Annotated in this window: 28 protein-coding genes; all 28 read right to left on the reverse strand. The window is 45.4% G+C overall.

All coding sequences use genetic code 11. The features are described 5' to 3' along the window. Positions 1 to 88: 88 nt before the first annotated feature. Positions 89 to 1,387, reverse strand: coding sequence for a preprotein translocase subunit SecY (gene secY, locus CS562_RS30635; protein WP_062329461.1), 1,299 nt, complete (start codon positions 1,385 to 1,387; stop codon positions 89 to 91). Beyond that, positions 1,387 to 1,827, reverse strand: a complete 441-nt coding sequence (gene rplO, locus CS562_RS30640) for a 50S ribosomal protein L15 (RefSeq protein WP_062836188.1) — start codon at positions 1,825 to 1,827, stop codon at positions 1,387 to 1,389. The genes secY and rplO overlap by 1 nt, the downstream gene beginning before the upstream one ends. A gap of 43 nt (positions 1,828 to 1,870) precedes the next feature. Beyond that, positions 1,871 to 2,056, reverse strand: coding sequence for a 50S ribosomal protein L30 (rpmD, locus tag CS562_RS30645; RefSeq protein ID WP_017692092.1), 186 nt, complete (start codon positions 2,054 to 2,056; stop codon positions 1,871 to 1,873). A gap of 12 nt (positions 2,057 to 2,068) precedes the next feature. After that, positions 2,069 to 2,566 (reverse strand): 30S ribosomal protein S5, encoded by a 498-nt coding sequence (gene rpsE / locus CS562_RS30650; protein ID WP_017692091.1) that lies wholly within the window; start codon positions 2,564 to 2,566, stop codon positions 2,069 to 2,071. 27 nt (positions 2,567 to 2,593) lie between these two features. Next, positions 2,594 to 2,962, reverse strand: a complete 369-nt coding sequence (gene rplR, locus CS562_RS30655) for a 50S ribosomal protein L18 (protein ID WP_062329465.1) — start codon at positions 2,960 to 2,962, stop codon at positions 2,594 to 2,596. Positions 2,963 to 3,079: 117 nt separating this feature from the next. Continuing rightward, positions 3,080 to 3,622, reverse strand: a complete 543-nt coding sequence (gene rplF / locus CS562_RS30660; protein WP_024633576.1) for a 50S ribosomal protein L6 — start codon at positions 3,620 to 3,622, stop codon at positions 3,080 to 3,082. Positions 3,623 to 3,652: 30 nt separating this feature from the next. Continuing rightward, a complete protein-coding gene (gene rpsH / locus CS562_RS30665; RefSeq protein ID WP_017692088.1) occupies positions 3,653 to 4,051 on the reverse strand; it encodes a 30S ribosomal protein S8 in 399 nt (132 codons plus the stop codon). 32 nt (positions 4,052 to 4,083) lie between these two features. Next, entirely contained in the window at positions 4,084 to 4,269 is a 186-nt protein-coding gene (locus tag CS562_RS30670; RefSeq protein WP_013312154.1) for a type Z 30S ribosomal protein S14, read from the reverse strand. A 73-nt stretch (positions 4,270 to 4,342) separates the two neighbouring features. Further along, complete coding sequence (rplE, locus tag CS562_RS30675) at positions 4,343 to 4,885, reverse strand: 50S ribosomal protein L5 (protein WP_062329467.1); 543 nt, start codon at positions 4,883 to 4,885, stop codon at positions 4,343 to 4,345. A gap of 32 nt (positions 4,886 to 4,917) precedes the next feature. Next, positions 4,918 to 5,271 carry a 50S ribosomal protein L24 gene (gene rplX, locus CS562_RS30680; protein ID WP_024633578.1) on the reverse strand — a complete coding sequence of 118 codons (354 nt, stop codon included), beginning with the start codon at positions 5,269 to 5,271 and terminating at the stop codon, positions 4,918 to 4,920. Between the two features lie 39 nt (positions 5,272 to 5,310). Next, the gene (rplN, locus tag CS562_RS30685; RefSeq protein WP_024633579.1) at positions 5,311 to 5,679 is read right to left on the reverse strand and encodes a 50S ribosomal protein L14; all 369 of its coding nucleotides are present in this window, start codon (positions 5,677 to 5,679) and stop codon (positions 5,311 to 5,313) included. Positions 5,680 to 5,714: 35 nt separating this feature from the next. Then, complete coding sequence (gene rpsQ, locus CS562_RS30690) at positions 5,715 to 5,981, reverse strand: 30S ribosomal protein S17 (RefSeq protein WP_024633580.1); 267 nt, start codon at positions 5,979 to 5,981, stop codon at positions 5,715 to 5,717. Positions 5,982 to 6,029: 48 nt separating this feature from the next. Then, the gene (gene rpmC, locus CS562_RS30695; RefSeq protein ID WP_017692083.1) at positions 6,030 to 6,227 is read right to left on the reverse strand and encodes a 50S ribosomal protein L29; all 198 of its coding nucleotides are present in this window, start codon (positions 6,225 to 6,227) and stop codon (positions 6,030 to 6,032) included. Continuing rightward, positions 6,217 to 6,651 (reverse strand): 50S ribosomal protein L16, encoded by a 435-nt coding sequence (gene rplP, locus CS562_RS30700; protein WP_076292170.1) that lies wholly within the window; start codon positions 6,649 to 6,651, stop codon positions 6,217 to 6,219. Before rplP ends, rpmC begins: the two co-directional genes overlap by 11 nt. A 2-nt stretch (positions 6,652 to 6,653) precedes the next feature. Further along, a complete protein-coding gene (rpsC, locus tag CS562_RS30705) occupies positions 6,654 to 7,319 on the reverse strand; it encodes a 30S ribosomal protein S3 (protein WP_024633582.1) in 666 nt (221 codons plus the stop codon). 15 nt (positions 7,320 to 7,334) lie between these two features. After that, positions 7,335 to 7,667: a 50S ribosomal protein L22 gene (gene rplV, locus CS562_RS30710; RefSeq protein ID WP_024633583.1), complete on the reverse strand. Its 333-nt coding sequence runs from the start codon at positions 7,665 to 7,667 to the stop codon at positions 7,335 to 7,337. A gap of 35 nt (positions 7,668 to 7,702) precedes the next feature. After that, entirely contained in the window at positions 7,703 to 7,981 is a 279-nt protein-coding gene (gene rpsS, locus CS562_RS30715; RefSeq protein WP_024633584.1) for a 30S ribosomal protein S19, read from the reverse strand. A gap of 71 nt (positions 7,982 to 8,052) precedes the next feature. Continuing rightward, the gene (gene rplB, locus CS562_RS30720; protein WP_076292169.1) at positions 8,053 to 8,883 is read right to left on the reverse strand and encodes a 50S ribosomal protein L2; all 831 of its coding nucleotides are present in this window, start codon (positions 8,881 to 8,883) and stop codon (positions 8,053 to 8,055) included. Positions 8,884 to 8,914: 31 nt separating this feature from the next. Continuing rightward, positions 8,915 to 9,205, reverse strand: coding sequence for a 50S ribosomal protein L23 (gene rplW, locus CS562_RS30725; protein ID WP_024633586.1), 291 nt, complete (start codon positions 9,203 to 9,205; stop codon positions 8,915 to 8,917). Further along, the gene (gene rplD / locus CS562_RS30730) at positions 9,205 to 9,828 is read right to left on the reverse strand and encodes a 50S ribosomal protein L4 (protein WP_062329471.1); all 624 of its coding nucleotides are present in this window, start codon (positions 9,826 to 9,828) and stop codon (positions 9,205 to 9,207) included. The genes rplW and rplD overlap by 1 nt, the downstream gene beginning before the upstream one ends. A gap of 25 nt (positions 9,829 to 9,853) precedes the next feature. After that, a complete protein-coding gene (gene rplC / locus CS562_RS30735; protein WP_053779208.1) occupies positions 9,854 to 10,477 on the reverse strand; it encodes a 50S ribosomal protein L3 in 624 nt (207 codons plus the stop codon). Between the two features lie 46 nt (positions 10,478 to 10,523). Beyond that, a complete protein-coding gene (rpsJ, locus tag CS562_RS30740; protein WP_017692074.1) occupies positions 10,524 to 10,832 on the reverse strand; it encodes a 30S ribosomal protein S10 in 309 nt (102 codons plus the stop codon). Positions 10,833 to 11,266: 434 nt separating this feature from the next. After that, positions 11,267 to 12,457 carry an elongation factor Tu gene (tuf, locus tag CS562_RS30745; protein ID WP_076292167.1) on the reverse strand — a complete coding sequence of 397 codons (1,191 nt, stop codon included), beginning with the start codon at positions 12,455 to 12,457 and terminating at the stop codon, positions 11,267 to 11,269. Positions 12,458 to 12,555: 98 nt separating this feature from the next. Further along, complete coding sequence (gene fusA / locus CS562_RS30750; protein WP_076292166.1) at positions 12,556 to 14,634, reverse strand: elongation factor G; 2,079 nt, start codon at positions 14,632 to 14,634, stop codon at positions 12,556 to 12,558. A 47-nt stretch (positions 14,635 to 14,681) separates the two neighbouring features. After that, on the reverse strand, positions 14,682 to 15,152 hold the full coding sequence (gene rpsG, locus CS562_RS30755; protein WP_007432586.1) for a 30S ribosomal protein S7: 471 nt from the start codon (positions 15,150 to 15,152) through the stop codon (positions 14,682 to 14,684). A gap of 87 nt (positions 15,153 to 15,239) precedes the next feature. Continuing rightward, positions 15,240 to 15,662, reverse strand: a complete 423-nt coding sequence (rpsL, locus tag CS562_RS30760; protein ID WP_056697677.1) for a 30S ribosomal protein S12 — start codon at positions 15,660 to 15,662, stop codon at positions 15,240 to 15,242. Positions 15,663 to 15,815: 153 nt separating this feature from the next. Further along, positions 15,816 to 16,064, reverse strand: coding sequence for a ribosomal L7Ae/L30e/S12e/Gadd45 family protein (locus CS562_RS30765; RefSeq protein ID WP_076292165.1), 249 nt, complete (start codon positions 16,062 to 16,064; stop codon positions 15,816 to 15,818). Positions 16,065 to 16,280: 216 nt separating this feature from the next. Then, positions 16,281 to 19,895 carry a DNA-directed RNA polymerase subunit beta' gene (gene rpoC / locus CS562_RS30770; RefSeq protein WP_076292164.1) on the reverse strand — a complete coding sequence of 1,205 codons (3,615 nt, stop codon included), beginning with the start codon at positions 19,893 to 19,895 and terminating at the stop codon, positions 16,281 to 16,283. Between the last annotated feature and the right edge of the window lie 111 nt (positions 19,896 to 20,006).

Here is a 20,006-nt window from a genome sequence, read left to right on the forward strand (position 1 = left end):
TATGTCACTCCCTCCAAGACTACCCTACATCAACAAACAGCACAATAGGTGCCGGCAAGTAAATCTTAGCTTGACCGGTACCTATTGCCTATTTATTGATAAAACCTTTGTAGTGGCGTTTGATCAATTGGCTTTCGATTTGCTTCATCGTATCCAGCGCAACACCGATAACGATCAGGAGAGATGTTCCTCCAATTTGCGCAGATTGAGGCAAACCAGAAAGTGCCCCCAAGATTACAGGCAGAACGGAAATTACTGCCAAGAAGATGGCACCTGCCGTTGTCAAACGAGTCATGACACGGGTCAGATATTTCTCGGTTGCTTTACCCGGACGAATGCCTGGGATGTAACCGCCGTTCTTTTTCATATTGTCAGCCATCTGCTGTGGATTCATCTGTACAAAAGTATAGAAGAATGTGAATCCGAAAATCATCACTACATACAGTAACATACCCAAAGGTTTATGTGTAGTGAGATTGGCTCCGATCCACTGTGCCCATGCACGATCAGCCCAGAAGTTTGCGATGATCGATGGGAACATCAACAGAGATGAAGCAAAGATGACAGGGATAACACCTGCTGCATTAATCTTCAGCGGGATATGTGTGTTCTGTCCACCGTACATTTTGTTACCTACGACGCGTTTAGCGTACTGTACCGGAATTTTCCGAATCGCCTGCTGGATGTAAATGACACCTATGATAATCAGTACAATAACAATTGCAACGATTACCCCTTTAAGAATGTTCATGAACAATTGGTCAGCTTGGATGAAGTCGGACTCGATCGTTTGTTTGATAATGTTAGGCACCGTTGATAGGATACCCGCAAAGATCAAAATCGAAATCCCGTTTCCTATGCCCTTCTCGGTGATCTGCTCACCAAGCCACATTAGGAATGAAGTACCCGCCGTAAGTACAATTGCGATCAAGATATAATCTGCAAATGTTGCATTAGGCACCATTTCTGTATTGTACAAGCGGTTGAATCCGATCGACGTACCAAACGCTTGAATCAATGCCAGACCTACCGTTAAATAACGGGTCAGTTGTGCAGATTTTTTCTTACCTTGTTCACCCTGCTTAGCCCACTCCGCTAATTTAGGAATAACGTCCATGGAAAGCAACTGTACTATGATAGACGCAGTGATGTAAGGCACGATCCCGAGCGCAAATATCGAGAACTGAAAGAGCGCTCCGCCCGAGAACGTATTGAGAAGTCCAAAAACTTCTTTACCCGCAGAATTTGTCGCTTCGAACACATCTTTGTTAACTCCCGGTACGGGGACAAAGGAGCCGATGCGGTAAATGATCAGTACAAAAAGGGTAAATAATACCCTTTTGCGCAGATCTTCAACCCGCCAGATATTCTTTAGGGTCTTGAACATTAAATCACCTCAGTTGTACCGCCGGCAGCTTCAATTTTCTCAATAGCAGATTGAGAAAACTTGTTAGCTTTAACAGTCAGCTTCACAGTGACATCACCGTTACCCAGGATTTTGATTCCGGATTTAGCGTTTTTAACTACGCCGTTCGTCATCAAGAATTCTGGAGTTACTTCAGTACCCGCAGCAAAACTGTTCAGGTCTTCAGTATTCACAACTGCATATTCTTTGCGAGTTGGGTTTACAAAACCACGTTTTGGCAAGCGACGATACAATGGATTTTGTCCACCTTCGAAGCCTGGACGTACTCCACCGCCAGAACGAGCGTTTTGTCCTTTGTGACCGCGACCTGATGTTTTACCTGTACCACTACTTGGACCGCGACCAAGACGTTTACGTTCTTTGCGGGATCCAGGAGATGGTGAAAGCTCATGTAACTTCATCGTTCGTTGCACCTCCTTAAAGATTTGTGGGATTAACCCTTTTTTAAGCTTCTACTTCTTTAACAGCGACCAAGTGGCTTACTTTGTTAATCATACCACGAATGGCAGGATTGTCGTTTTGAACCACTTTACTGTTGATTTTGCGCAAGCCCAATGTTTTCACAGTTGTTCTTTGCGTCTCCGGACGTCCGATCAAGCTGCGGACGAGGGTAATTTCTAATTTAGCCATGAGATTCCCTCCTTAACCCAGAAGCTCTTCGACGGATTTGCCGCGCAGTTTTGCCACGTCTTCAGCACGCTTCAAACGGGACAAACCTTCCAAAGTCGCATTGACCATGTTCATGGAATTCGAAGAACCCAGAGATTTTGTCAAAATGTCACCTACACCAGCAAGTTCGAGAACCGCACGTACAGGACCACCAGCGATAACACCAGTACCTTCAGATGCTGGTTTCAACAGCACGCGTCCTGCGCCGAACTTACCTGTTACCAAGTGAGGAATCGAAGTTCCTACGAGTGGAACGTGTACAAGGTTTTTCTTAGCGTCTTCAATACCTTTGCGAATTGCATCAGGTACTTCGCCCGCTTTACCGATACCAGCTCCAACCCAGCCGTTGCCGTCGCCGACTACAACCAGTGCGCTAAAGCTGAAACGGCGTCCGCCTTTTACTACTTTAGCTACGCGATTAATATTTACAACTCTTTCAGTCAGTTCCAAAGTATTCGGATCTACACGCAAGTCGTTAACCTCCTTTTGAAAAATATCTTAAAACTCAAGTCCTGCTTCACGAGCCGCTGCAGCCAATGCTGCGATACGACCATGGTACAGATAACCGCTACGGTCAAATACGATGTTAGAAACGCCTTTGTCTTTTGCACGTTTAGCAACGAGTTCGCCAACTTTACGAGCAGATTCAACAGATGCGCCGTTTTTGATGTCGCCGCTCAATTCTTTGTCTACAGTAGACGCGGAAGCGATCGTAACACCAGCTACGTCATCGATGATTTGAGCATACATATGTTTACCAGAACGGAATACGTTCAAACGAGGACGTGCTGCCGTTCCTTGGATTTTCTTACGAACACGCAGGTGTCTTTTCAGACGAGCCTTGTTTTTATCTTGTTTCGTAATCATCTCAGGGATTCACTCCTTTCAGGTTACCTCGCTGGCTTCAAACCGGAAGCCACGGGGTATATTAGAAACACAAGAAGCAAGCAAGCCGAAAACCGCGCAAAGGCGGTAAGAAAAATCTTATTTCTTCTTACCGGCTTTACCTTCCTTACGGATGATACGCTCGCCTTCATATTTAATACCTTTACCTTTGTACGGCTCAGGTTCACGAACGGAACGGATTTTAGCAGCGTAAGCACCTACACGCTCTTTATCGATTCCGCGAACGATGATTTTCGTGTTCGAAGGAACTTCGAATTCGATTCCCGCTTCCGGTGTAATTTCAACCGGGTGAGAGTAGCCAACGTTCAGAACGATTTTATCTCCGGATTTGCTTGCACGATATCCGACCCCAACCAGCTCCAGAGATTTTGCGAATCCTTCAGTAACACCACTCACCATGTTGTTTACAACGCTACGCGTTGTGCCGTGCAAAGAACGGTGAGTTTTGTTATCGGAAGGACGCACAACTGTAATTTCGTTGTTTTCAACTGTAACCTTCATGTCTTTATGAAGTTCACGAGTCAAAGATCCTTTTGGTCCTTTTACCGTAATAACGGTGTTGTCCAGTGTGATGTCCACACCACTTGGTACTGTAATTGGTTTGCGACCAATACGAGACATATGTTGCACCTCCTATCTTGTGACGTTATATTACCAAACGTAGCAGACGACTTCTCCGCCGGATTTTGATTGACGAGCTTCTTTGTCCGTCATGATACCTTTGGATGTCGAGATAATAGCGATACCCAGACCACCAAGTACACGAGGTACTTCGTTGCTTTTCGTGTAAACACGAAGACCAGGTTTACTGATTCTTTTCAGACCAGTAATAACACGCTCGTTATTTTGACCGTATTTCAGGAAAACACGGATAATCCCTTGTTTGTTATCATCGATAACTTCAGCGTCACGGATAAAACCTTCACGCTTCAAGATGTCGGCGATTTGTTTTTTCATTGTCGAAGCAGGCATTTCTACCGTTTCGTGACGAACTGTGTTCGCGTTACGAATACGAGTAAGCATATCTGCAATTGGATCAGACATAGTCATTGTGAGTTAACCTCCTTCCCGTTCAGGACTTTTTACCAGCTTGCTTTTTTCACGCCAGGGATCTGGCCTTTATAAGCTAATTCACGGAAGCAAATTCTGCAAATTTTGAACTTCTGCAGTACCGAATGTGGACGTCCGCAACGCTCACAGCGTGTATAAGCACGTACTTTAAACTTTGGTGTACGTTGTTGTTTAACTTTCATCGAAGTTTTTGCCACTTAGCCTGACACCTCCTAAATAATTTCGGAGAAAAGGGAGTCTTTCCAGACACCCGGAAACGTTATAGCAACATTATTTTACGAAAGGCATTCCGAGTTGCGTGAGCAATTCACGGGATTCTTCGTCTGTTTTCGCCGTTGTTACGATGACAATATCCATACCGCGGACTTTGTCTACTTTATCATACTCGATCTCTGGGAAGATCAATTGTTCTTTCAGACCCAGTGTGTAGTTACCACGTCCGTCGAAAGCTTTGCTCGATACACCGCGGAAGTCGCGGACACGAGGAAGCGTAACGTTGAACAGTTTATCGAGGAAGAAGTACATACGCTCGCCGCGCAATGTTACTTTCACACCGATAGGCATGTTCTCACGCAGTTTGAAACCTGCGATAGATTTTTTAGCACGAGTGATTACAGGTTTTTGACCTGCGATCAGTTGCAAATCGTTTACTGCGGAATCCAACACTTTGGAGTTTTGAACTGCGTCGCCCACACCCATGTTGATAACGATTTTCTCGATTTTCGGCACTTGCATTACCGTTGTATAGTTAAACTTCTGCATCAAAGCAGGAGCAATTTCGTTCAGGTAACGTTCTTTCATTCTTGCTGCCATGAATCATAGACCTCCTTTCTCATTCGGTTCAATTAGTCGATAATTTCTCCGGAACGTTTTGCAACGCGCACTTTCTTTCCGTTATCCAACACTTTGTAACCTACACGGGTTACTTTTCCGCTCTTCGGATCGATGTGCATTACGTTGGAAACGTGAATCGGAGCTTCCTTCTCGATAATGCCGCCTTGCGGATTTTGCTGGTTAGGCTTCTGGTGTTTTTTAATCATGTTAACACCTTCCACAAGGACGCGGTTCTCACGAGGATAAGCAGCGATGACACGGCCTTTTTTACCTTTGTCTTTACCGCTGATCACCATAACTGTATCTTCTTTTTTAACATGAAGTTTATTGTTATGGGATTCCAGAACTTTTTTCACTCTTGGCATTTCGTACACCTCCTGTTTCTAACATCACGAGATTAAGCTTTAGATAACTTCTGGGGCCAAGGAAACGATTTTCATGAAGTCTTTCTCGCGGAGTTCACGAGCAACAGGTCCGAAAATACGTGTTCCACGTGGGCTTCTGTCGTCTTTTACAACAACCGCTGCATTTTCATCAAAACCGATGTAGGAACCGTCTTTACGACGTACAGAACGTTTAGTACGAACGACAACCGCTCTAACTACATCACCTTTTTTGACAACGCCGCCTGGTGTTGCTTGTTTTACCGAACAAACGATCAGATCACCGATTTGAGCTGTACGACGTCCCGTACCGCCGAGTACGCGGATACACATCAGTTCCTTCGCACCGGAGTTGTCGGCCACAGTCAAACGTGTAAATGGTTGAATCATTTAGTATTCCTCCTTTCAGCTATGCTGCTGATGCATTAGATGATAATCGCTTTTTCTACGACTTCAGTAAGTCTCCAGCGTTTATCTTTCGAAAGCGGACGAGTCTCCATGATTTTCACCGTGTCACCGATTTTCGCAGTGTTTTCTTCGTCATGCGCTTTGAATTTTTTAGTAACCTTGATACGTTTATGGTACAAGTCGTGTTTTTTGTAAGTTTCTACAGCAACAACGATCGTTTTATCCATTTTATCACTGACTACTTTACCTGTTTGCACTTTACGTGCGTTACGTTCTTCGCTCATTGTTGGCCTCCTTCCTGATTACGGACGGATTAGACATCCGATCCCTAATTAACCGATTCCCAATTCTCTTTCACGGATAATGGTTTTAGCACGAGCTATTTCTTTCCGCACATCACGGATTCGAGTCGGGTTATCCAGCTGACCGGTAGCGAGTTGAAAGCGGAGGTTAAAGAGTTCTTCTTTAAATCCGGCAATCTTTTGCTCGATTTCAGCAGAGGTTAGGTTGCGAAATTCACTAGCTTTCATTTGCTTCACCACCCAATTCTTCACGTTTCACAAACTTCGTTTTGATTGGCAGTTTGTGAGCGGCAAGACGCATTGCTTCGCGTGCAATATCCTCCGGTACACCAGCAAGTTCAAACATGATCTTACCTGGTTTCACAACTGCAACCCATTTTTCTACGTTACCTTTACCGCTACCCATCCGAACCTCGAGAGGCTTTTGAGTGATTGGTTTGTCTGGGAAGATTTTGATCCAAACTTTACCACCACGTTTGATGTAACGAGTCATCGCAATACGAGCCGCTTCGATTTGACGGTTCGTAATCCAAGCCGGTTCCGTAGCTTGCAGACCGTATTCGCCGAAGTTCAGCGTAGTTCCGCCTTTAGCTTGGCCCTTCATATGTCCACGTTGTTGCTTACGGTGTTTTACACGTTTTGGTACCAACATGATTAGTTGCCTCCTTCCTTAGCAGCTTGTTTCTTAGCCGTAGGAAGAACCTCTCCACGATAGATCCATACTTTTACGCCGATACGGCCGTAAGTTGTATGAGCCTCTGCTGTACCGTAGTCGATGTCGGCACGAAGCGTGTGCAGTGGAACAGTTCCTTCGCTGTAGCCTTCCGAACGAGCAATCTCAGCACCGCCAAGACGTCCGCCCACTTGAGTTTTAATACCTTTTGCACCAGAGCGCATAGTTCTTTGAATAGCTTGTTTCAGAGCACGACGGAAAGAAACGCGACGTTCCAATTGTTGTGCAATGCTTTCAGCTACCAGGATTGCGTCCAGGTCTTGGTTCTTAATTTCAGAGATGTTGATGTGTACTTTTTTACCGCCTGCGATTTTCGTAATTTGATTACGCAGATTTTCAACTTCAGAACCACCCTTACCGATAACCATACCTGGTTTCGCAGTGTGAATCGTTACGTTTACGCGGTTAGCCGCTCTCTCGATTTCAACACGAGACATAGCGGAGTCTTTCAATTTATTTTTCAGGAATTCACGAATTTTCACGTCTTCCATCAAAAGATCGCCGAAGTCTTTACCTGCATACCACTTAGATTCCCAGTCACGGATAATTCCGACACGGAGTCCGACTGGATTTACCTTTTGGCCCACACATTTCCCCTCCTTCTACTTTTCAGATACCACCAAAGTGATGTGGCTAGTACGTTTGTTAATACGACTTGCACGTCCCATTGCACGAGGGCGGAAACGTTTCATTGTCGGTCCTTGGTTCACGTAAGCTTGCGAAATGACCAAGTTATTAACATCCAAAGAATAGTTATGTTCCGCATTTGCAATCGCGGAGTTAAGCAACTTCTCAACAATCGGAGAAGCGGATTTCGGAGTGTGACGGAGAATGGCAACCGCCTCACCAACTTGCTTGCCGCGAATCAAGTCAACAACGAGTTGAACTTTACGAGGAGCAATCCGGATAAACTTAGCATGTGCTTTTGCTTCCATTGTGTAACCTCCTCTCAAACATTAAAGATGTTCATTTATCTTCTTGTTTTCTTATCATCATCAGTATGGCCTTTGTACGTACGGGTTGGAGCGAACTCACCCAGTTTGTGTCCGACCATGTCCTCAGTTACGTATACTGGTACGTGTTTACGACCGTCATATACGCCAAATGTGTGTCCGATGAATTGCGGGAAAATTGTAGAACGACGGGACCAGGTTTTAATAACAAGCTTTTTACCGGATGCTTCCATCTCTTCTACCTTTTTCAGCATGTAGCCATCAATGAATGGCCCTTTTTTCAAACTGCGACCCATGTGGAGATCCTCCCTTCAAACGTAGCTATTATGCATCCGCAGATGCCTCACGAAGTTATGCACAGTGTGTATTACTTCGTGCGGCGGCGAATGATGTATTTATCAGAAGCTTTATTTTTCTTACGCGTTTTGTAACCAAGAGTAGGTTTACCCCATGGTGACATTGGCGATTTACGTCCGATTGGAGCACGACCTTCACCACCACCGTGTGGGTGATCGTTAGGGTTCATTACTACACCACGAACTTCAGGACGTTGTCCCAACCAACGGCTACGACCGGCTTTACCGATTTTGATGAGCTCGTGGTCTTGGTTACCAACAGATCCGATTGTTGCACGGCAAACTTTCAGAATACGACGAACTTCTCCGGAAGAGAGACGAACGGATACGTATTTTTCTTCTTTACCAAGCAATTGAGCTTCTGTACCAGCAGCACGAACCAATTGTCCGCCTTTACCTGGTTTCAACTCGATGTTGTGGATAACGGTACCTACTGGAATGTTTTCAAGTGGCAGTGCGTTACCGATTTTGATGTCTGCGTCAGGACCGGAGAATACTTGATCGCCAACTTTCAGACCTTTAGGAGCGATGATGTAACGTTTCTCACCATCAGCGTAGTGAATCAAAGCGATGTTGGATGTACGGTTCGGGTCATACTCAATCGTAGCAACGCGGCCCGGTATTCCATCTTTAGTACGTTTGAAGTCAATGATACGGTATTTACGTTTGTGTCCACCACCGTGGTGACGAACTGTAATTTTACCTTGGTTGTTGCGGCCTGCTTGTTTGCTCAACGGGGCCAACAACGATTTCTCCGGCTTATCTGTGGTGATTTCCTCAAATGTAGAAACGGACATGTTCCGTCTTGCCGGGGATGTTGGTTTATACTTTTTGATTGGCACTAGGTTTCCCTCCTTACTTCAAAAATTTCAATTATACAGTTTCAAAGAACTCAAGCGTTTTGCTGTCTTGTGTCAGCGTTACAAACGCTTTTTTCCATTCGCTTGTATATCCGGAATAACGTCCGTACCGTTTAGGCTTAGCTGGAACACGCAGAGTGTTCACGTTTTTCACTTTTACGTTGAAAATAGCTTCTACGGCTTTTTTGATCTCGGTTTTGTTTGCACGGATATCGACTTCAAATACATATTTCAAGTCATTCATCATGTCAGCAGTACGTTCCGTAATAATCGGACGTTTTACAATATCACGAGGATCCTTCATTACGCGAGCACCTCCTCTACCTTCTGAACTGCTTCTTTCGTAATGATCAATTTGTCGTGCGAAAGCACGTCAAGAACATTAATGCCGTCAGCAGCTACGAATTTCACGCCAGGAATATTCCGTGCGGAAAGAGCCACATTATCATCATAGCTAGGAGCTACGATCAAAGCTTTGCGTCCAACTTTCAAGTTGTTCAAGATGGCAGCAAATTCTTTTGTTTTAGGTGTGCTCAGCGTGAGAGCATCCAGAACGATAATGTCATTGTCGATCACTTTGGATGAAAGAGCTGATTTAATCGCCAAACGGCGAACTTTCTTAGGCAGTTTGTATGCATAGCTCCGTGGTGTCGGACCAAATACGATACCGCCGCCTTTCCATTGTGGAGAACGAATCGAACCTTGACGAGCGCGACCTGTACCTTTTTGTTTCCAAGGTTTACGTCCACCGCCACGTACTTCAGAACGTCCTTTTACTTTGTGGGTACCTTGACGAAGGGAAGCGCGTTGCATAAGAACTGCATCGTATAGAACGTGTTGGTTCGGCTCAATTCCGAAAACCGCATCGTTCAATTCAACTTCGCCTACTTGGCTACCATCTACATTGTAAACTGATACTTTTGGCATTTTGTGTTCCTCCTTTCTTCAGTGGTTATTTTTTCACCGTTTCTTTAACTTTAATGAGACTGTTTTTCGGTCCAGGAATGGAACCTTTCACGAGCAACACGTTACGCTCAGCGTCTACTTTAACTACTTCAAGACGTTGGATTGTAACAGTATCATGTCCCATGTGTCCTGGCAGGCGTTTGCCTTTAGGAACGCGGTTAGCTTGGATCGAACCCATTGAACCAGGGCCACGGTGGTAACGCGAACCGTGAGACATAGGTCCAGTGCTTTGTCCCCAACGTTTGATAACGCCGGCAAAACCTTTACCTTTAGAAACACCCGTTACGTCAACGAATTCGCCTTCAGCGAAAATGTCAGCTTTCAGTTCTTGGCCAACTTCATATTCTGCGATGTTGATACCGCGAACTTCACGAACGTAGCGCTTAGGGGCAGTGTTCGCTTTTTTAGCGTGACCTGCTTCTGGCTTGTTAGCATTTTTCTCTTTCTTATCGGAGTAACCGATTTGAATTGCTTCGTAGCCATCATTCTCAATGTCTTTCTTTTGCAAAACAACACAAGGGCCTGCTTCGATAACCGTTACTGGTACAACGTTACCCTCAGGTGTAAATACTTGAGTCATTCCGAGTTTTTTTCCTAAGATTGCTTTCATGTTGACACCTCTTTTCCTTTATACATGGTCTTTGTTGCAGCTTGTATTACAATTTAATTTCGATATCTACACCGGACGGCAGATCCAAGCGCATCAAGGCATCCACAGTTTGTGGAGTCGGGTTAACGATGTCGATCAAACGCTTATGTGTGCGTTGTTCGAATTGTTCCCGAGAATCCTTGTACTTGTGCACCGCACGAAGAATAGTAATGATTTGTTTTTCAGTAGGAAGCGGAATCGGACCGGATACACCTGCACCCGAACGTTTTGCTGTTTCAACAATTTTCTCCGCGGATTGATCAAGAATTCTGTGGTCGTAAGCTTTCAAACGAATACGAATTTTTTGCTTTGCCATTTTAGTCCCTCCTTCTATCGCCCAATTTTTTATCGGACATACTCCGTGAAAATTTTCTGGCCACTGTCCCATGGCAAAGGGGCCGGGTGTGCCAGTAACCTCTCACATCATCGCAACGTCACAGAACAACATTCATTATTATATAGAAAAGATGGGCATATTGCAAGCATATTTAAGAAAAACATTTAAACTAATCTTTTCTCATGAAATGACTTCGTTTAGTGCAGTGTTATCTCCAATATACATGTTGCCTTACCAATCCTTCTACATTCGTAAATGATGTTCATTTCGTATGACGCAGGTTCCGAAACTATTACATAATAAAAGAGTTCTTTATCCGATGTCGGATAAAGAACTCTTCCGAAGCTTCGTTACAGTACAATGTTACTCGTTCCAGCACACTGTTGCATATACTTACTCAGCAATAAGCTGAATTATTTTTGGATAGTTGCTACGGAACCTGCACCTACTGTACGGCCACCTTCACGAATGGAGAACTTAGTTCCTTCTTCAATCGCGATTGGGGAGATCAGTTGAACAGTAACCGTGATGTTGTCACCAGGCATTACCATTTCAGTACCTTCTGGCAAGTTGATGATACCAGTTACGTCAGTTGTACGGAAGTAGAACTGCGGACGGTATCCAGTGAAGAAAGGCTTATGACGGCCACCCTCTTCTTTAGTCAAAACGTAGATTTGTGCAGAGAATTCTGTGTGTGGCTTAACAGAACCCGGTTTTGCCAAAACTTGTCCACGCTCGATTTGAGTACGGTCAACACCACGCAGCAATGCGCCGATGTTGTCACCCGCTTGAGCGGAATCCAGCAATTTACGGAACATTTCAACGCCCGTAACTACGGATTTTTTAGTTTCTTCAGTGATACCAACGATTTCGATCTCTTCGCCGACTTTAACAGTACCACGCTCTACACGACCTGTAGCAACAGTACCACGACCAGTGATGGAGAATACGTCCTCGACAGGCATCAAGAAAGGTTTGTCAGTTTGACGCTCAGGCAGTGGGATGTAAGTATCGATTTCTTTGAACATCTCAACGATTTTTTGAGCCCACTCACCATCAGGGTTTTGCAGAGCTTCACGAGCGGATCCACGAGTGATTGGAGTATCATCACCTGGGAACTCATATTCGTTAAGAAGGTCGCGAACTTCCATCTCAACCAATTCCAACAACTCTTCGTCTTCAACCATGTCACATTTGTTCAAGAATACAACAATGTAAGGTACGCCTACTTGACGGGAGAGCAAGATGTGCTCACGAGTTTGTGGCATTGGGCCGTCAGCTGCGGATACTACCAAGATAGCTCCGTCCATTTGTGCCGCGCCAGTGATCATGTTTTTAACATAGTCGGCGTGACCTGGGCAGTCTACGTGAGCGTAGTGACGAGTGTCAGTTTCGTACTCAACGTGAGCTGTGGAGATTGTGATACCGCGCTCGCGCTCTTCTGGAGCTTTGTCGATTTGGTCGAATGCTACAGCGGCACCACCGTAAGTTTTAGACAATACAGTTGTGATTGCAGCAGTCAGAGTTGTTTTACCATGGTCGACGTGACCGATAGTACCAATGTTAACGTGGGGTTTATTACGTTCGTATTTAGCCTTTGCCATTTGAACGTGGCCTCCTTAAAATTATAATTTTATGTTTTTCACTAAATGAAGTGCAAAGAATTCATGACTCTTATGCACATTCATTCAATGAGAGAAAACTACTCGGTTCCTTTTGTTTTGGCAACAATCTCTTCAGCGATGCTCTTAGGAACTTCTTCATAGTGAGAAAGCTCCATGGAGAATACGCCGCGTCCTTGAGTACCGGAACGAAGAGTTGTAGAGTATCCGAACATTTCAGACAAAGGTACTTTAGCACGAATGATTTGAGCTCCACTACGGGAATCCATACCTTCGATGCGGCCACGACGGGAGTTAAGCATACCCATAACGTCACCCATGTACTCTTCTGGAACGGTTACTTCTACTTTCATGATTGGCTCAAGCAGAACTGGACTACATTTGTCTTTCGCAGCTTTCAGCGCCATTGATCCGGCAATTTTAAATGCCATCTCGTTGGAATCGACATCATGGTAAGATCCGTCTACGATTGTAGCCTTAACGTCAACAAGCGGGAAGCCTGCGATAACGCCGTTTTTCATTTGCTCTTCGATACCTGCAAGAGCTGGTTGAATGTATTCTCTTGGAACGGAACCACCGACAACCTTACTTTCGAACTGGCTGCCTGTACCCGGCTCGAGAGGTTCGAACTCAACCCATACGTGACCGTATTGACCACGACCACCGGATTGACGAACGAATTTACCTTCAACGCGCGCTGGTGCACGGAATGTTTCACGGTAAGCTACTTGTGGTTTACCCACAGTAGTTTCAACCTTGAACTCACGACGCATACGGTCAATGATGATATCAAGGTGAAGCTCACCCATACCTGCCAAGATTGTTTGGCCTGTTTCTTCGTCAGTATGAGCACGAAGAGTAGGATCCTCTTCAGTCAACTTACCGAGAGCAACACCCATTTTATCTTGGTCAGCTTTGGTTTTAGGTTCAACGGCGATTTCGATAACCGGATCAGGGAAGTTCATTGACTCCAGGATAACCGGATTTTTCTCATCACACAGTGTATCACCTGTACCAGTATCTTTCAAACCTACGGCAGCTGCAATGTCACCGGAGTAAACTTCAGTGATCTCTTGACGGCTGTTCGCATGCATTTGAAGGATACGACCGATACGCTCACGTTTGCCTTTAGTGGCATTCAATACATAAGAACCGGATTGAAGAACACCGGAGTATACGCGGAAGAATGTCAATTTACCAACGTAAGGGTCAGTCATAATTTTGAAGGCCAATGCAGAGAATGGCTCTTCATCGGAAGACTTGCGAATAGCTTCAGTTCCATCTTCGAGGTGACCAGTGATAGCTGGTACATCGATTGGAGCTGGCAAGTAGTCGATAACAGCATCCAACATCAGTTGAACACCTTTGTTACGATATGAGGAACCACAGATAACAGGGAAGATCTTAACATCTACAACACCTTTACGGAGAGCGCCTTTGATCTCTTCAATAGAGATTTCTTCACCTTCCAGGTATTTCATTGTCAAATCTTCGTCCAGTTCTGCAACACGCTCGATCAATTCGTTACGGAGTTCCTCAACTTGCTCTTTGAATTCCGCAGGAATTTCTGTTTCTTCGATATTTTGACCAAGGTCATCTTTGTACATATGAGCCTTTTGTTCAACGATATCGATAATACCGATGAAATCATTTTCAGCGCCGATTGGAAGTTGAATCGCAACAGCGTTCGCTTGAAGGCGATCACGCATGTCAGATACAACGTTCAGGAAGTCAGCACCGATGATATCCATTTTGTTTACGTAAGCGATACGAGGTACGCCGTACTTGTCAGCCTGTCTCCATACGGTTTCGGACTGAGGCTCAACGCCTTCTTTCGCACTGAATACACCAACTGCTCCGTCCAATACACGAAGGGAACGTTCAACTTCAACAGTGAAGTCAACGTGTCCCGGGGTATCAATGATATTAACGCGGTGGCCCTTCCAAGCAGCGGTAGTAGCAGCGGAAGTAATCGTAATTCCGCGCTCCTGTTCCTGTTCCATCCAGTCCATTGTCGCAGCGCCTTCGTGAACTTCACCGATTTTGTGCGTACGGCCTGTGTAGAACAAGATCCGCTCAGTTGTAGTGGTTTTACCCGCGTCAATATGAGCCATGATCCCGATATTACGTGTATTTTTCAAGGAGAACTCTCTTGCCATGAATTGGGTCTCCCTTCAAAATTGAAGTTATTATTGTGAACTGAATCCTACCAACGGTAGTGAGCAAACGCTTTGTTCGCTTCAGCCATTTTGTGCGTGTCTTCGCGTTTCTTAACGGAAGCGCCTGTGTTGTTGGAAGCGTCGATGATCTCAGCCGCCAAACGCTCTTCCATTGTTTTCTCACCGCGGTTGCGGGAGTAGTTCACGAGCCAACGTAATCCCAAAGAAGTACGTCTCTCTGGTTTTACCTCGATTGGTACTTGGTAGTTGGCACCGCCGACACGGCGAGCTTTAACTTCCAGGACTGGCATGATATTCTTGATTGCTGCTTCAAATACTTCCATCGGGTCATTACCCGTACGTTCTTGAATCAACTTGAACGCATTATACAGAATGCTTTGAGCAACACCGCGTTTTCCGTCGAGCATGATGCGGTTGATCAAACGAGTAACCAACTTGGAGTTGTATACCGGATCTGGCAACACGTCTCTTTTCGTAACTGGACCTTTGCGTGGCATGGATATCCCCCTTTCTTTCTTGTTGAGCCGATCCAACACTTTCAGATATTAATCCAAAAGGTATATAGGATGGCTACTTATAATGTTTTAGGCTTTTTTAGCTTTTGGACGTTTAGCACCGTATTTCGAACGAGCTTGCATACGGTTGTTTACGCCTGCAGTATCAAGAGCTCCACGAACGATGTGATAACGAACCCCTGCAAGGTCTTTAACTTTACCTCCGCGGATCAACACAACGCTGTGCTCTTGAAGGTTATGTCCGATTCCCGGGATATAAGCAGTTACCTCGAGACGGTTCGTCAAACGAACACGGGCATACTTACGAAGTGCAGAGTTTGGTTTACGTGGAGTCATTGTACCTACACGAGTGCAGACACCACGTTTTTGTGGGGCACTGATGTTAGTAGATTCACGTTTCAAAGCGTTGAACCCTTTTTGCAAAGCTGGCGATTTGGACTTATCAACTTTAGCTTGACGTCCTTTACGAACCAGTTGGTTAATAGTTGGCATGTGATTGCCACCCCCTTCCTCAATTGTTCATGTTTCTTTATAAACCTCTTTACGCTAAGTCCACAGACCCAGGCGGTTCATAAAAAGACAAATGAAAAGTTTTTGCCTTGGAGAATCCCTAAAAGTTCTCGGACAAAAACGTTCCTTACTCTATCATTTTGCGACAGCAGCCATTGCTGCTCCCACTCCAATCCCGCAAGCTTTGCCGAGATTTTTCATTGTGTCCACTTTCGTGTACTTCACATTGTGTTGTTCACACAAGGCAATGATTTTGGAAGTGAGCTGCGGATCACTATCTTCAGCCACATAGACTTCAGCAGCCATTCCTGACTGGACCATCCGCATGGTCTGTTTGGTACCAATTTTGACATGAGCATCTTGCAGACCTTTTTCATTAGACATTGTTCATTCCTCCGAATAGGACCATATACAATCAGCTGCCCACGCACCTTTGATATATTAGCATCTAGCGCAAGCAATGTCAATGCTAATCCTAAAACATTTATTTGCAAGTTTTGCTATACCGGGAAACGTCCGTCTGCATAAAACAGTCGTCCGCCCCCTGGCATACAAAACCTTAACTTATCCTATTCATCAGAATAAAGTTAGCAAATCCATTTAATCAACCGAAACTGGCTCAAGTTCTTCTACTGAAGATTGGCCATCTTCTGGCTCAGCAAATTTGATGCTGCGGTAACGGTTCATGCCCGTACCTGCAGGAATCAATTTACCAATGATTACATTTTCTTTCAGACCGAGCAACTGATCGACTTTACCTTTGATCGCTGCATCTGTCAGGACACGTGTAGTTTCTTGGAACGATGCCGCTGAGAGGAAGGAGTCAGTTTCCAGGGATGCTTTCGTAATACCGAGCAGGATTGGTTTCGCAACCGCTGGCTCTTTATCACTCAGAATCGCTGTTTTGTTAGCTCTTTCGTACTCATGCGTATCCACGAACGATCCTGGCAACAACGTAGTGTCCCCTGCATCGACGATACGGATTTTACGCAACATTTGACGGATCATAACTTCAACGTGTTTGTCATTGATTTCTACGCCTTGGTTACGATATACGCGCTGTACTTCCTGCAAAATGTAGTTCTGTACGCCACGTACGCCTTTAATGCGCAGCATTTCTTTTGGATCGATAGAACCGTCTGTCAACTCGTCACCAGCTTCAATTTCCATGCCTTCGCTTACGCGTACACGGGAACCATAGGTAACAGAGTAAACTTTGGATTCTGCTTCACCTTGAATTTCGATTTCACGACGATCTTTCGCCTCGCGAATCTCTTTGACAACACCATCAATCTCACTGATTGTTGCTTGACCCTTAGGATTACGAGCCTCAAACAACTCCTGGATACGCGGCAAACCTTGCGTAATATCGTCTCCGGCTACACCACCGGTGTGGAACGTACGCATTGTCAACTGTGTTCCTGGTTCACCAATGGATTGTGCTGCGATAATACCAACTGCTTCACCGATTTCCACGTGTTTACCAGTCGCCAAGTTACGACCATAACACTTCTTGCAGACACCGTGACGAGCACGGCAGCTGAGTACGGAACGGATTTGCAATTTGGTTACGCCAGCTTTGATGATCGCCTCTGCTTTATCAGAATCAATCAGCTCATTGCGATGTGCAATAACTTCTTTTGTTTCGGGATGACGAACAGTTTCGAAGCAGTATCTGCCTTCAATACGGTCGTAAAGATCCTCGATAACCTCTTTACCATCCTGGATACGACTTACCGTAAAGCCTTTATCTGTACCACAATCATCTTCACGCACAATCACGTCTTGTGCCACGTCTACGAGACGACGAGTCAGGTAACCTGAATCCGCTGTACGCAAGGCCGTATCGGCCAAACCTTTACGGGCACCGTGAGTCGAGATGAAGTACTCGAGTACCGTCAGACCTTCACGGAAGTTCGATTTGATTGGGAGTTCAATGATTCGACCGGATGGGTTGGCCATCAGACCACGCATACCGCCCAATTGGGTGATTTGCGATTTGTTACCCCGTGCTTTGGAGTCAACCATCATCATGATGGAGTTATAACGATCCATCGATTTCATCAGAATCTCGGTGATATCATCTTTCGATTTCGACCAGATATCAATGATGCGGTCATAGCGCTCTTCGTTCGTAATCAGACCACGACGGTACTGGTTCGTAACGATTTGTGCTTTTTCTTCCGACTGTCTAAGAATTTCGGTTTTCTCTTCCGGAACGATAACATCCGATACCGCAACCGTAATACCAGCGCGAGTGGAGTATGTGAATCCGAGTTGTTTGATTTTATCCAAAATAACGGCTGTTTCCGTTGTATGATAAATTTCAAAACAACGTGCGATGATCGAACCGAGATATTCTTTACCGACACCACCAGCCAAAGGAGCGTTCATAATCGCTTCTCTAAGGTCAGCACCCTTCTCATAAACAAATGAATGCTCAGCTGTACCCTGGTAAAGGTTCGCACGAGTTGCATCATTGATGTAAGGGAAGCTTGCCGGGAAGATTTCATTGAAGATGATTTTACCGACAGTAGTCAGCAACATTGCATCTTGTTGTTCATCGGTAAAGCTTGTTTTGCCAAGCGCTCTAACCGGGATCGCTACACGTGCATGCAAACCAGCAGTTCCACGTTGGTACGCGGATACAGCTTCGTTTACCGTGCGCAAAATCATACCTGTTCCTTTTTCTTCCTTGTTGTCCATAGTCAGGTAGTAAGAACCAAGCACCATATCCTGGGAAGGGGTAACAACCGGTTTACCGTCTTTCGGGTTCAAAATGTTACCTGATGCAAGCATCAGGATACGTGCTTCTGCTTGAGCTTCAGCAGACAATGGAACGTGCACGGCCATTTGGTCACCGTCAAAGTCGGCATTGTATGCCGTACATACGAGCGGGTGAAGACGGATGGCTTTACCTTCAACGAGAATCGGTTCAAATGCTTGAATACCGAGTCTGTGAAGCGTAGGGGCACGGTTCAACAGAACCGGGTGCTCCTTAATTACTTCTTCAAGAACATCCCATACTTCAGGACTTACACGCTCAACTTTACGTTTAGCGCTCTTGATGTTGTGGGCAAGCCCTTTATTTACAAGCTCTTTCATAACGAAAGGCTTGAACAGTTCAAGTGCCATATCTTTAGGCAGACCACACTGATACATTTTCAGGTAAGGTCCAACTACGATAACGGAACGACCCGAATAGTCAACCCGTTTACCGAGCAAGTTCTGACGGAAACGTCCTTGTTTACCTTTCAGCATGTGGCTGAGAGATTTCAATGGACGGTTACCAGGACCCGTTACAGGGCGTCCACGACGGCCGTTGTCGATCAATGCGTCAACAGCTTCCTGCAGCATCCGTTTTTCATTTTGTACGATAATGTCTGGCGCGCCCAGATCAAGCAAACGTTTCAGACGATTGTTCCGGTTGATTACACGGCGATACAGGTCATTCAGGTCAGACGTTGCAAAACGTCCACCGTCCAGCTGTACCATCGGACGAAGTTCCGGTGGGATAACAGGAAGTACATCCATGATCATCCACTCAGGTTTATTACCCGAGTTGCGGAATGCTTCGATAACTTCCAAACGTTTAATCGCACGGTTACGACGTTGTCCTTGTGCAGTGCGGAGCTCTTCCTTCAGGAATTCAAGCTCTTTATCCACATCAAGGTCTTGAAGCAGTTTTTTAACCGCCTCTGCACCCATGCCAGCTTGGAATCCATATCCGTATTTCTCACGGTAGCTGCGGTATTCTTTCTCGGACAACAGCTGTTTTTTCTCCAGTGGAGTTTCTCCTGGATCAGTTACTACATATGATGCAAAATAAATAATCTCCTCGAGAGATCTTGGAGACATATCCAAAGCGAGACCCATGCGGCTCGGAATACCTTTGAAGTACCAGATATGCGATACCGGAGCAGCGAGCTCAATATGGCCCATCCGTTCGCGGCGTACTTTCGCACGTGTCACTTCAACGCCACAACGATCACAGACAACGCCTTTATAACGGACGCGTTTGTATTTACCGCAATGACATTCCCAGTCTTTTGTAGGGCCAAAAATCTTTTCGCAGAACAGCCCTTCTTTTTCCGGTTTCAACGTACGATAGTTGATCGTTTCCGGTTTTTTCACTTCTCCGCGGGACCAAGAACGAATTTTTTCTGGGGAAGCAAGCCCGATCTTCATGTATTCGAAATTGTTGACGTCCAACAAGGAGCAACCCTCCTTAACCAAGTCCTGTATTCTAGGTTACGCCCCCTCCGGCCAAAGCCGGAGCAAGACGCGAGCCTGATGAAAAACGCCGGTCATCATGCGCCCGAAGCG

Source organism: Paenibacillus sp. LK1 (assembly GCF_002750415.1).
Taxonomy (GTDB): domain Bacteria; phylum Bacillota; class Bacilli; order Paenibacillales; family Paenibacillaceae; genus Paenibacillus; species Paenibacillus taichungensis.

Bases quoted from the DNA above. Each gene is read 5' to 3' on its own strand.
- secY (WP_062329461.1), bottom strand. From the start codon at position 1,387: ATGTTCAAGACCCTAAAGAATATCTGGCGGGTTGAAGATCTGCGCAAA.
- rplO (WP_062836188.1), bottom strand. From the start codon at position 1,827: ATGAAGTTACATGAGCTTTCACCATCTCCTGGATCCCGCAAAGAACGT.
- rpmD (WP_017692092.1), bottom strand. From the start codon at position 2,056: ATGGCTAAATTAGAAATTACCCTCGTCCGCAGCTTGATCGGACGTCCG.
- rplR (WP_062329465.1), bottom strand. From the start codon at position 2,962: ATGATTACGAAACAAGATAAAAACAAGGCTCGTCTGAAAAGACACCTG.
- rplF (WP_024633576.1), bottom strand. From the start codon at position 3,622: ATGTCTCGTATTGGTCGCAAACCAATTACAGTACCAAGTGGTGTGGAC.
- rpsH (WP_017692088.1), bottom strand. From the start codon at position 4,051: ATGACTATGTCTGATCCAATTGCAGATATGCTTACTCGTATTCGTAAC.
- rplE (WP_062329467.1), bottom strand. From the start codon at position 4,885: ATGGCAGCAAGAATGAAAGAACGTTACCTGAACGAAATTGCTCCTGCT.
- rplX (WP_024633578.1), bottom strand. From the start codon at position 5,271: ATGCCAAGAGTGAAAAAAGTTCTGGAATCCCATAACAATAAACTTCAT.
- rplN (WP_024633579.1), bottom strand. From the start codon at position 5,679: ATGATTCAACCATTTACACGTTTGACTGTGGCCGACAACTCCGGTGCG.
- rpsQ (WP_024633580.1), bottom strand. From the start codon at position 5,981: ATGAGCGAAGAACGTAACGCACGTAAAGTGCAAACAGGTAAAGTAGTC.
- rpmC (WP_017692083.1), bottom strand. From the start codon at position 6,227: ATGAAAGCTAGTGAATTTCGCAACCTAACCTCTGCTGAAATCGAGCAA.
- rplP (WP_076292170.1), bottom strand. From the start codon at position 6,651: ATGTTGGTACCAAAACGTGTAAAACACCGTAAGCAACAACGTGGACAT.
- rplV (WP_024633583.1), bottom strand. From the start codon at position 7,667: ATGGAAGCAAAAGCACATGCTAAGTTTATCCGGATTGCTCCTCGTAAA.
- rpsS (WP_024633584.1), bottom strand. From the start codon at position 7,981: ATGGGTCGCAGTTTGAAAAAAGGGCCATTCATTGATGGCTACATGCTG.
- rplW (WP_024633586.1), bottom strand. From the start codon at position 9,205: ATGAAGGATCCTCGTGATATTGTAAAACGTCCGATTATTACGGAACGT.
- rplD (WP_062329471.1), bottom strand. From the start codon at position 9,828: ATGCCAAAAGTATCAGTTTACAATGTAGATGGTAGCCAAGTAGGCGAA.
- rplC (WP_053779208.1), bottom strand. From the start codon at position 10,477: ATGAAAGCAATCTTAGGAAAAAAACTCGGAATGACTCAAGTATTTACA.
- rpsJ (WP_017692074.1), bottom strand. From the start codon at position 10,832: ATGGCAAAGCAAAAAATTCGTATTCGTTTGAAAGCTTACGACCACAGA.
- tuf (WP_076292167.1), bottom strand. From the start codon at position 12,457: ATGGCAAAGGCTAAATACGAACGTAATAAACCCCACGTTAACATTGGT.
- fusA (WP_076292166.1), bottom strand. From the start codon at position 14,634: ATGGCAAGAGAGTTCTCCTTGAAAAATACACGTAATATCGGGATCATG.
- rpsG (WP_007432586.1), bottom strand. From the start codon at position 15,152: ATGCCACGCAAAGGTCCAGTTACGAAAAGAGACGTGTTGCCAGATCCG.
- rpsL (WP_056697677.1), bottom strand. From the start codon at position 15,662: ATGCCAACTATTAACCAACTGGTTCGTAAAGGACGTCAAGCTAAAGTT.
- CS562_RS30765 (WP_076292165.1), bottom strand. From the start codon at position 16,064: ATGTCTAATGAAAAAGGTCTGCAAGATGCTCATGTCAAAATTGGTACC.